Source organism: Thermococcus sp. (assembly GCF_027066465.1).
GTDB lineage: Archaea > Methanobacteriota_B > Thermococci > Thermococcales > Thermococcaceae > Thermococcus.
In genome coordinates this window covers 1-8,622 of the sequence record NZ_JAMONU010000132.1, presented here as the reverse complement: position 1 = coordinate 8,622, position 8,622 = coordinate 1, and the positions used below count along the sequence as shown (strand labels likewise).

Here is an 8,622-nt window from a genome sequence, read left to right as displayed (position 1 = left end):
GTAGTCGTGGAAGTGTACAGTAGCCATTCTTCTAGAGGCTTGTAAACCAGAATTCCTCGACACACTCGCAGAAGTGTACCCGGAAGCAGTCGTTGCTGTAGCCATTCTTCTAGAGGCTTGTAAACGTCAATGTGATTGAGTATTTGAGAAAGAAGTACGTGACACCACGTAGCCATTCTTCTAGAGGTTTGTAAACGAGGCGGTTGCAGATGATAGCTGACGCCGCCCAGAGCACGTAGCCATTCTTCTAGAGGTTTGTAAACTCTTGAGGAATATTACGGGGGGGTTGCTAGTGGCCAGGGTAAATAAGTAGCCATTCTTCTAGAGGTTTGTAAACCCTCGGGTTTTTTCGTCCTTTCGGACAATAAAAGAAGGAGAACTTCCCCTTAAAAAATTTACCCAACCAGAAGCCCAGAAAAACAAAACACGAAAAAGCCTAATCTAAACTACAATAAATAGTAAAAACCCAAACGAGGAAAGCAGAAAACCCAAACACCAAAAAGAAACCCTCAAAAACGGACAAAACAGCAATCAAGAGAGAACAAAACTCAACTGTGAAAATAAAACCCAATCGGAATTTTTCACTCCACCGCATTCCAAGGAGAAGCCTCTAAAAGCCGAAAAAAAGCCTCCAGAATACTCCATTAAACTCTAACCTAGAAAACAGTTTATTCACCCTTATTCCATCAATTCGACCGTATTACCGCCTGAATTGGAATTTTAAGCTTTTTCCATCTTTTTCTGTCAAACCCGTGCACGGTGGTACTCTTATGTAGCGTAAAAATGGGAAATCTCTTCTCGGAATTTTTCTTTGGGTTTGAGAGTTTTATCTTGGAAAACAATCGCCCGCCGGGTCATTCGTCTCCCCGTTTCCGGTTTCGGGCTGGGAACTGCCTTGTTTCCAGATGAACACAATTGAAAAATGAGACTGTAAAAAGTCCGAAACATCAACAACGAAGTTTACAAGCCCAGTCCCAAACAGTAAAACCGGCACCGCCTTCTTCTTGAGAAAAGCCGGCCTTTCCGTTGCACTTTTTTTCGGGAGGAGCTGACTGGAAAAAGATGCCCATCGCCTTCCCCCGCAACCCTTTAAAATCCTCGCCCTCAGCATAGCCCGGTGGTGAAGATGCGCGTTGCGGTCATCGACTACGACAAGTGTAACCCGGACAAGTGCGGTCACTTCCTCTGCGAGCGCGTCTGTCCGGTCAACCGAATGGGCGGTGAGGCGATAATCATAGACGAGGAAAACTACAGACCGGTCATACAGGAGGCCAGCTGCACCGGCTGCGGAATCTGCGTCCACAAGTGCCCCTTCAACGCGATAACGATAGTCAACCTGCCGGAGCAACTTGAGGAGGACTGCGTTCACCGCTATGGAATCAACGGCTTCGTCCTCTACCGCCTTCCGGTGGTTAAGGACGGAATGGTCGTCGGAATCCTCGGACCGAACGGAACCGGTAAGACCACCGCGGTCAAAATCCTCTCGGGCCAGCTCTTGCCGAACCTCTGTGGCGACAACGACAGCTGGGACAACGTGATTAGGGCCTTCAGGGGAAGTGAGCTTCAGAACTACTTCGAGAGGCTCAAGAACGGGGAGATTAGGCCGGTCGTCAAGCCCCAGTACGTGGACCTAATCCCCAAGGCCGTTAGGGGAAAGGTCCGCGACCTGCTCAAAAAGGCAGATGAGAGCGGAAGGTTCGAGGAAGTCGTTAGAGAGCTTGAACTTGAGGGAATCCTCGACAGGGACATAAGACAGCTCTCCGGCGGTGAGCTTCAGTTGGTTGCAATAGCGGCGGCCCTCCTTAGAAACGCCCAGTTCTACTTCTTCGACGAGCCTTCGAGCTACCTCGACATAAGGCAGAGGCTCAAGATAGCGAAGATAATCAGAAAGCTCGCCGACTCGGGAAAGAACGTTCTTGCTGTGGAGCACGATTTGGCCATTCTCGACTACATGAGCGACATAATCCACGTCGTTTACGGCAAACCCGGTGCCTACGGCATATTCTCCCAGCCGAAATCAACCAGAAACGGCATAAACGAGTTCCTCAGGGGCTATTTAAGGGATGAGAACGTCCGCTTTAGGCCCTACGAGATAAGCTTCACCAAGAAGAGCGAGCGCAAGAGCCAGGAGGGCGAAATCCTCGTGGAGTATCCGAGGCTCGTGAAGGACTACGGTTCGTTCAGGCTCGAAGCTGAAGGTGGCGAGCTGTACATCGGCGAGGTGGTTGGAATCGTCGGCCCGAACGGAATAGGTAAGACCACCTTCGTGAAAATGCTGGCGGGAGTTGAGAAGCCCACCGAAGGCGAGATAGACTGGTCGCTGACCGTTTCCTACAAGCCCCAGTACATCAAGACCGACTACGACGGAACCGTTTACGAGCTCCTCAGCAAGATTGACGCGAGCAAATTGATGAGCAGCTTCTACAAGAGCGAGCTTCTCAATCCACTTGGCGTTCCGGAGCTATACGACAAGAGGGTCAGCGAGCTTTCGGGTGGAGAGCTTCAGAGGGTTGCGATAGTCGCCTGTCTGATAAGGGACGCCGACCTCTACCTCCTTGACGAACCTTCAGCTCATCTCGACGTCGAGCAGAGGCTTGCTGTCTCGAAGGCAATCCGGTCGCTGATGGCCAAGAACGAGAGGACGGCACTGGTAGTCGAGCACGACGTCATGATGGTTGACTACCTGAGCGACAGGCTGATTGTGTTCGAGGGCCGGCCCGGTAAGTTTGGAAGGGCGAGTAAACCGATGGGCATGCGCGAGGGAATGAACAGGTTTTTGGCCTCGGTCGGGGTAACCTTCAGGCGCGACCCCGACACAGGAAGGCCCCGGGCCAACAAGGAAGGCTCCGTAAAGGACAGGGAGCAGAAAGCCAGAGGCGAGTACTACTACGCCTGAACTCCCTTTTGCCCCCTTTATCCGCTTCTTCCAGTTCCAGTCCGGACGTTGAAGTTCCCGCTTCTGGGTAACCAAAAGGTTTTTAAAGTAAACTACCATATGTAAGTTAAAGTATACATATGGTATTGAGGTGATGAACATGGGAAGGTGGACTGCACCTGCGTGGCTCAGGGGGAGTATAGACCTGCTCCTGACCCTGGTATTTACCGTGATGGCAGTATCGGGGATAGCGCTTTACCTGGCCCCCTCAGGCAGGATAGCGGAAACGCTCGGATGGACGTTTCTCGGACTCAACAAGGACACGTGGACGGAGATACACACCTACATGGGCTTTGCCATGATAGGCCTCGTCGCCGTTCACCTTGCGGTTGGGTTCAGGAGCATGCTTACGATGCTCAAGTCAGCCCTCAGGAAGGCCAAGTGGAAGCCGATAGCGGCGACTGCCGTTATGTTGCTGGCACTCGCGGGCGGATTCAGGGTTTACGCGACCTACTACGGCGAGGGCGGTGACGAGAAGGCCGTCACCGTTGAACTGCCCTCAAACGTCTCAAGTTTGACCGTTGAGATAACCGGCAGCATGCTTAAGTCATACACGCTTGAGCAGGTTGCAAAGCTCTACAACGTCTCCCCGACGGACCTCGCATCGCTCCTGAAGTCGGAGTACGGCATAAACGCTCAGCCCGACGAACTGCTCGACGAGGTTATAACGAACAACGGCCTCGACAGGGAGGCCTTCAAGGAGGAACTGACGGAGGCCATCGAGAAGCTCAGGGGCGGTGAAGGCTGATGGGTCCCTTTTCCCAATATCTCTACGCGGAAACCCCGGGCTACGTGGAATACATAATACTCGGCATATGGGCCGCGTTGCTGGTAATGACAATCTTCATGGTCTATACCCTGCACAGGAACATGAACACCGTTCTGGAAGAGGCAAAGGCCACAACCTCGCTCGCATCCGAGCTGAGGAGCGAGAGCGAGGCTGTTAAGGAAATCCTCCGGGAAGTCTGAGCTTTTCCGTTTTAGCCTGGACCGAAAGGTTTATAAACCCTGACACATATGTAATATTAAAGTTACACATGGAGGAGGTTAAAAACATGAGGAAAAGTTTGATTGGAATGGGACTCATAGCCCTCCTGATAGGGCTGAGTCTCGGTATGGTTTCGGCCTGGCACGGCAGCCCCGGGCCAAACCCTTACGCTGACCAGAGCGCGGCTCAGGCAGTTCCGCAGCTCAACAGCAGCTACTACCAGCCGCTGAGTCAGGAGGAGATCGATGGAATACTCTACATGGTCGAGGAGGAGAAGCTCGCAAGGGACGTATACCTGACCCTGTACAACGAGACCGGTCTTCAGATTTTCAGCAACATCGCCAACAGCGAGCAGAGGCACATGGACATGGTTATGAGCCTCATTGAGAAGTACAACCTGACCGCCCCGGACACGCTCAACGAGGTCGGCGTCTTCCAGAATCCTGAGATACAGGCGCTCTACGACAAGCTCGTCCAGATGGGAAGCCAGAGCACGGCCGACGCCCTTAAGGTTGGCGCCCTCATAGAGGAGACCGACATAAAGGACCTCGAGGAGCGTATAGCCCAGACTGACAACCAGGACATAAGGACCGTCTACAGCAACCTCATGGCCGGCAGCGAGAACCACCTGAGGGCATTCGTCGGCCAGCTTGAGGCCATGGGAGTCAACTACACCGCCCAGGTGCTTCCACAGGAGCAGGTCGATGAGATACTCAGCTCGGCCCCGGCACACGGAATGGGCGGAATGGGTCACGGCATGATGGGCGGCCAGATGGGTCCTGCCCAGGACGGTGGAGTGACCAGCACCATCGCCAACGCGTTCGCCCACGCCTGGGCCTGGATGAGGGGCCTCCTCATGAGGCTCGGCTCGGCCATCTGAAGTTTTCTTTTATTGTTCAATTAAAGAATTAGTTAGGAGGGATGAAGCGTGCCCAGGGGCTACGGCCCTGTGTTCGGTCCCATGCACGGAAGACGGGGACTGGGATGGGGATGGTGGGGACTCGGGATACTCGGACTCCTGCTACTCTTTGCGAGGCTTGCCTTCCTGCTACTGCCTCTCGTGTTGATAGGCCTGATAGTCTACGCCCTGCTTAAAAAGTGAGATAGTGTTTTAACCCCTTCTTCTCCAATTTTAAACGGTGGTGCAAGATGAAGAAACTCGCCGCCCTCCTGCTGGCCGTGTTGCTGGCGGGCTTCACAGCCGGCGGTTCGGTCCTGTGCGCGTCCACACCGGCTAAAATCGTAATCCTGGTTAGCGATAATCCGGCCGATTTGGCAATGGCGAAGTTCGTCTCCAACGTCACGGGTTTCCCCATCGTCGTTACGCCCTGGGGAATCTACGACCCCTCCGTGAGCGCAAGGGTTCTGGCCTACAATCCCGGTGAGGTGATAATAATAGGCGGCCCCCTCGCGGTTCTCGACGACTACGCAACCGATTTGAAGGGCTTTAACGTAACCGTCGTCAGATGGTGGGGGGAAACGAGGTACGGAACGAACAAAGCTGTTATTAAGGGCCTCGAGTCAATGGGTCTGATTTCGCCAAACGCGACGTTCCTTGTTCCCGGCAACGACACATTCGCCATAGCCTACGCCCTCAGGCTCGCGCTGAAGGACAGAGGCGTGATTCTGTACGTCAACTCAACGCTGAAATCGGAAAGCCTGAAGAACCCCGTCCTGGTCGTGAGTCCGATGAGCGAGAAAATTGGGAAGAAGGTTGAGGACGTTGTGAAGCCCGTATCCGTTGTGAGGGCCAACGTTACGGAGAAGGAGCTTGAAGACCTCATCCTCCAGCTGGAGGCCAAGCTCGGCTCCATCAGAAACCTCACCGCAAACGACTCCCAGCTCAAGGGCCTTCTTAACCTCGCCCAGGACAACCTGAACTCGGCAAAGGAGGAACTCCAGAAGGGGAACCTTCAGATGGCTTACAGGTACGCGATGATGGCCGGCTTCCAGATTGACCTCGCGCTTAAGATGGCGAACGAGAACCCGTCGGCAAAGCTTCAGCTCGACCTCCAGATACTCGAACTCCAGACCCACGGCATGGCTCAGATAGACCCCGAGACCCTCGTCAAGCTGAAAGGATTGCTCGACCAGCTCAGGGAGGCCCTCAAGGAGCACGACTACGAAAAGGCCAGAAGGATTGAGATGGAGATTAGACTGCTGCTCCTGAAGACCATAAGGGAGCACGGTATAATACCTCCGGCTCCCCTGCCCGGACAGCTGCTGTTGCCGTGATGGACATGTTGCCCGGCAAAGTCCCCCCGGAGGTACTGCGTGCAATCCTCTCGCTCTTTAAATTCTCCGACGAGAGAGTTTTGGTAGGACCGGGGGAGGGGATAGACGGGGCCGTCGTAGACTTCGGCAACGAGGTTCTCGTTGCCTCCACCGACCCCATAACCGGAACAGAGAGGAGAATCGGTTTCTACGCGGTCCACATAAACGCGAACGACGTCGCCGTTATGGGTGCCGAACCTAGGTGGTTCCTCTCAACGGTGCTCCTTCCCGAGGACTCTGAGGAGGGGCTTGCCCTCAGAATAGCGGGTGAAATCGAGGAGAACGCCGGGAAGCTTGGGGTTGCCGTTATTGGAGGCCACACCGAGGTAACCCCCGGTCTAAAGCGGCCGATTGTCGTCGGGACGATGCTCGGTGTGGCCCCAAAGGAAAAGTTCGTATCGCCGGAGCGCATAAGCCCTGGTGACCTAATCGTCGTCACGAAGTGGGTGGGCCTCGAGGGAACCTCCATAATAGCCGAGGAGAAAGGGGAGGAGCTCAGGGAAGTCATGAGCGAGGAGGAACTTGAACGGGCCAAGGGATTAATCGAGCTGATAAGCGTTGTGAAGGAAGCACTCGCCTCAAGGGACTTCGCAAGCGGAATGCACGACCCGACTGAAGGAGGACTCGCCAACGGACTGCACGAAATGGCGAACGCAGCTGAGCTCGGGTTCAGGGTTTTCGCCGATAGAATCCCAGTCCTTCCCGAGACGAGGAAGATATGCGAGTTCTACAACCTAAATCCCCTGGCTTTGATAAGCTCGGGGGCGCTCCTGATAGCGCTTCCAAGGAGGAACGCCGGCGGACTTCTCCAGAGGCTTAGCGGTATGGGAATCCCCGTGAGCATAATAGGCGAGTTCACGAGCGAGGGAGAAAGGGTCATCGTTGAGAGGGGCCGCGAGCTTCCCCTCGAGAGGCCGAAAACTGACGAGCTGTGGAAGGTCGTTGCCTAAAGCTCAACCCCTATCCTAATCCCCTCCTCTTCCTCAATCCCCCTCAGTATCTTAAGAACCTTCTCCGCCGGGAGGTCCATGGGGGCGAGTATCTCCCTGACCTGCCTAATCTCCCTGGCTTTTCCGGGACTTGAGCGGCCTTCCAAGTAATTCAGAACGGACATGAGGGCGCCTTTGAGGGTCCTCTCACCGAGAGGAAGCGGCTTCCACCCGTTCTCATACACGTAAACTGCCCTCGGCCTTTCAACACCGGAGAGCTTCTCGATGGAGATTACTGACGGCCTTCCGTGGCTCATCAGAAAGTTCAGAAGCTCTTCCTCACCAAAGCCGCAACTCAAAAGCTCCCTGTACGACATCTCAAACGCACTGAGAAGCGAGGATGTCCTTTCAAGCTCGGTTATGCGCTCCTTCGAAAGGAGTGCCAGCTTCAGGGTTGCCCTTTCGAGCGGCTCCTCCTCCAGGTCCACGGTGAAGAGCACCCTGTCCCTGAGGGACGTTCCCTCCGAGAAGGACTTCACAACGACCCACTTCGCACCGTTCGTGAGGATTCCGTAGCGCACACCCCTGCTGAAGCAGTACTTCGCCAGCTGCCTGAGAGGCTCGTCCCTTCTGAGGACGTCCACACCGAGGTTCTTCGCCTCAAGGAAGGCGACGATTTCACCGTTGAGGATTAAAGCGTAGTCGGCCCTCCCGTCCTCAGTCCTCTCCTCAGGTCTGACCTCCTCCGGATTGCTCCACGCCCATCCGAGGGCCTGCATTATTTCACCTATCAGGTGCTGCTTCACGGCCTCCTCGTTCCGGAGGTAGAGACCCCTGTGGGAGCTAACCCTCGACATTACTTCCAGCACCGCCCGCTCGAGCATCGACTCACCGGAACATAGGTTAACCGGCAGACCTAAAAGCTTTTGTGATTTACCTGACCCGGGGAGCGGCATGTGCAGGATACTCTTTGCCTCCGGACCCGGGGAAAGGGTTAGAGAGCTGTTTGAGGCCCTCGTGAGGTCAGCCGAGAACGACCCGTACAGGGCTGAAAGGGGAGGAAAGAGGCAGCACAGGGACGGCTGGGGCTACGTCCTCCTGAAGGATGGTTCCGTTTATCATTACCGTTCAACGAAGCCAATCTTCGAGGACTCAGAACGCTTTGACTTGATGGAGCGGCTGGGGGATGAGGTCGTCCTGATGGCCCACGCCAGGGCCGCGTCCCAGGGGAGCGTGAACCTGCTGAACACCCAGCCCTTCCAGTTCTCCTCGTGCAACGGCTTCTCCTTCTGGTTCATGCACAACGGGGACCTCAACAAGGAGGAGTTGCTCAGAGCTGGAAACCTCGATGCGGAAAGGCTCGAGGACGCCTCGGACAGCTACGCGTTCGCAGCATACCTCTGCAAGTCCCTAAAGGGACTAGATGATGAAGAGCTTCTGAGGCTTTACTCCCTTGGAATAAGGCTCTCAAAGACGACCTTCAACACCGGGACTCT

The 8,622-nt window shown here is 54.9% G+C and carries 10 protein-coding genes; 8 read left to right on the top strand and 2 right to left on the bottom strand.

What is annotated here, in order from left to right; genetic code table 11:
- Window positions 1-826: 826 nt before the first annotated feature.
- Window positions 827-1,111, bottom strand: a complete 285-nt coding sequence (locus MVK46_RS06145) for a hypothetical protein (RefSeq protein ID WP_297535756.1) — start codon at window positions 1,109-1,111, stop codon at window positions 827-829.
- 15 nt (window positions 1,112-1,126) lie between these two features.
- Here MVK46_RS06145 and MVK46_RS06140 point away from each other — a divergent pair, with 15 nt between their 5' ends.
- From MVK46_RS06140 to MVK46_RS06110, 7 genes are all read left to right on the top strand, one after another.
- Window positions 1,127-2,896: a ribosome biogenesis/translation initiation ATPase RLI gene (locus MVK46_RS06140; protein ID WP_297535758.1), complete on the top strand. Its 1,770-nt coding sequence runs from the start codon at window positions 1,127-1,129 to the stop codon at window positions 2,894-2,896.
- 133 nt (window positions 2,897-3,029) lie between these two features.
- The gene (locus tag MVK46_RS06135) at window positions 3,030-3,683 is read left to right on the top strand and encodes a DUF4405 domain-containing protein (protein ID WP_297535755.1); all 654 of its coding nucleotides are present in this window, start codon (window positions 3,030-3,032) and stop codon (window positions 3,681-3,683) included.
- Window positions 3,683-3,904 carry a hypothetical protein gene (locus tag MVK46_RS06130; RefSeq protein ID WP_297535754.1) on the top strand — a complete coding sequence of 74 codons (222 nt, stop codon included), beginning with the start codon at window positions 3,683-3,685 and terminating at the stop codon, window positions 3,902-3,904. The genes MVK46_RS06135 and MVK46_RS06130 overlap by 1 nt, the downstream gene beginning before the upstream one ends.
- A gap of 86 nt (window positions 3,905-3,990) precedes the next feature.
- The gene (locus MVK46_RS06125; protein ID WP_297535753.1) at window positions 3,991-4,803 is read left to right on the top strand and encodes a DUF2202 domain-containing protein; all 813 of its coding nucleotides are present in this window, start codon (window positions 3,991-3,993) and stop codon (window positions 4,801-4,803) included.
- 48 nt (window positions 4,804-4,851) lie between these two features.
- A complete protein-coding gene (locus MVK46_RS06120; RefSeq protein ID WP_297535752.1) occupies window positions 4,852-5,025 on the top strand; it encodes a hypothetical protein in 174 nt (57 codons plus the stop codon).
- Between the two features lie 47 nt (window positions 5,026-5,072).
- Window positions 5,073-6,158, top strand: a complete 1,086-nt coding sequence (locus tag MVK46_RS06115; protein WP_297535751.1) for a hypothetical protein — start codon at window positions 5,073-5,075, stop codon at window positions 6,156-6,158.
- A 5-nt stretch (window positions 6,159-6,163) separates the two neighbouring features.
- The gene (locus MVK46_RS06110; RefSeq protein ID WP_297535757.1) at window positions 6,164-7,147 is read left to right on the top strand and encodes an AIR synthase family protein; all 984 of its coding nucleotides are present in this window, start codon (window positions 6,164-6,166) and stop codon (window positions 7,145-7,147) included.
- Here MVK46_RS06110 and MVK46_RS06105 read toward each other — a convergent pair.
- On the bottom strand, window positions 7,144-8,010 hold the full coding sequence (locus tag MVK46_RS06105; protein ID WP_297535750.1) for a type I restriction endonuclease: 867 nt from the start codon (window positions 8,008-8,010) through the stop codon (window positions 7,144-7,146). The two genes, MVK46_RS06110 and MVK46_RS06105, sit on opposite strands and share 4 nt — an antisense overlap.
- Before the next feature lie 70 nt (window positions 8,011-8,080).
- Between MVK46_RS06105 and MVK46_RS06100 the strand changes: the two genes are divergently transcribed.
- Window positions 8,081-8,622, top strand: a 542-nt coding sequence (locus MVK46_RS06100) for a class II glutamine amidotransferase (RefSeq protein ID WP_297535749.1), incomplete at its 3' end; no start/stop codon positions are given.

Bases quoted from the DNA above. Each gene is read 5' to 3' on its own strand.
- MVK46_RS06125 (WP_297535753.1), top strand. From the start codon at position 3,991: ATGAGGAAAAGTTTGATTGGAATGGGACTCATAGCCCTCCTGATAGGG.
- MVK46_RS06145 (WP_297535756.1), bottom strand. From the start codon at position 1,111: ATGCTGAGGGCGAGGATTTTAAAGGGTTGCGGGGGAAGGCGATGGGCA.
- MVK46_RS06135 (WP_297535755.1), top strand. From the start codon at position 3,030: ATGAACATGGGAAGGTGGACTGCACCTGCGTGGCTCAGGGGGAGTATA.
- MVK46_RS06115 (WP_297535751.1), top strand. From the start codon at position 5,073: ATGAAGAAACTCGCCGCCCTCCTGCTGGCCGTGTTGCTGGCGGGCTTC.
- MVK46_RS06140 (WP_297535758.1), top strand. From the start codon at position 1,127: ATGCGCGTTGCGGTCATCGACTACGACAAGTGTAACCCGGACAAGTGC.
- MVK46_RS06110 (WP_297535757.1), top strand. From the start codon at position 6,164: ATGTTGCCCGGCAAAGTCCCCCCGGAGGTACTGCGTGCAATCCTCTCG.
- MVK46_RS06105 (WP_297535750.1), bottom strand. From the start codon at position 8,010: ATGCTCGAGCGGGCGGTGCTGGAAGTAATGTCGAGGGTTAGCTCCCAC.
- MVK46_RS06130 (WP_297535754.1), top strand. From the start codon at position 3,683: ATGGGTCCCTTTTCCCAATATCTCTACGCGGAAACCCCGGGCTACGTG.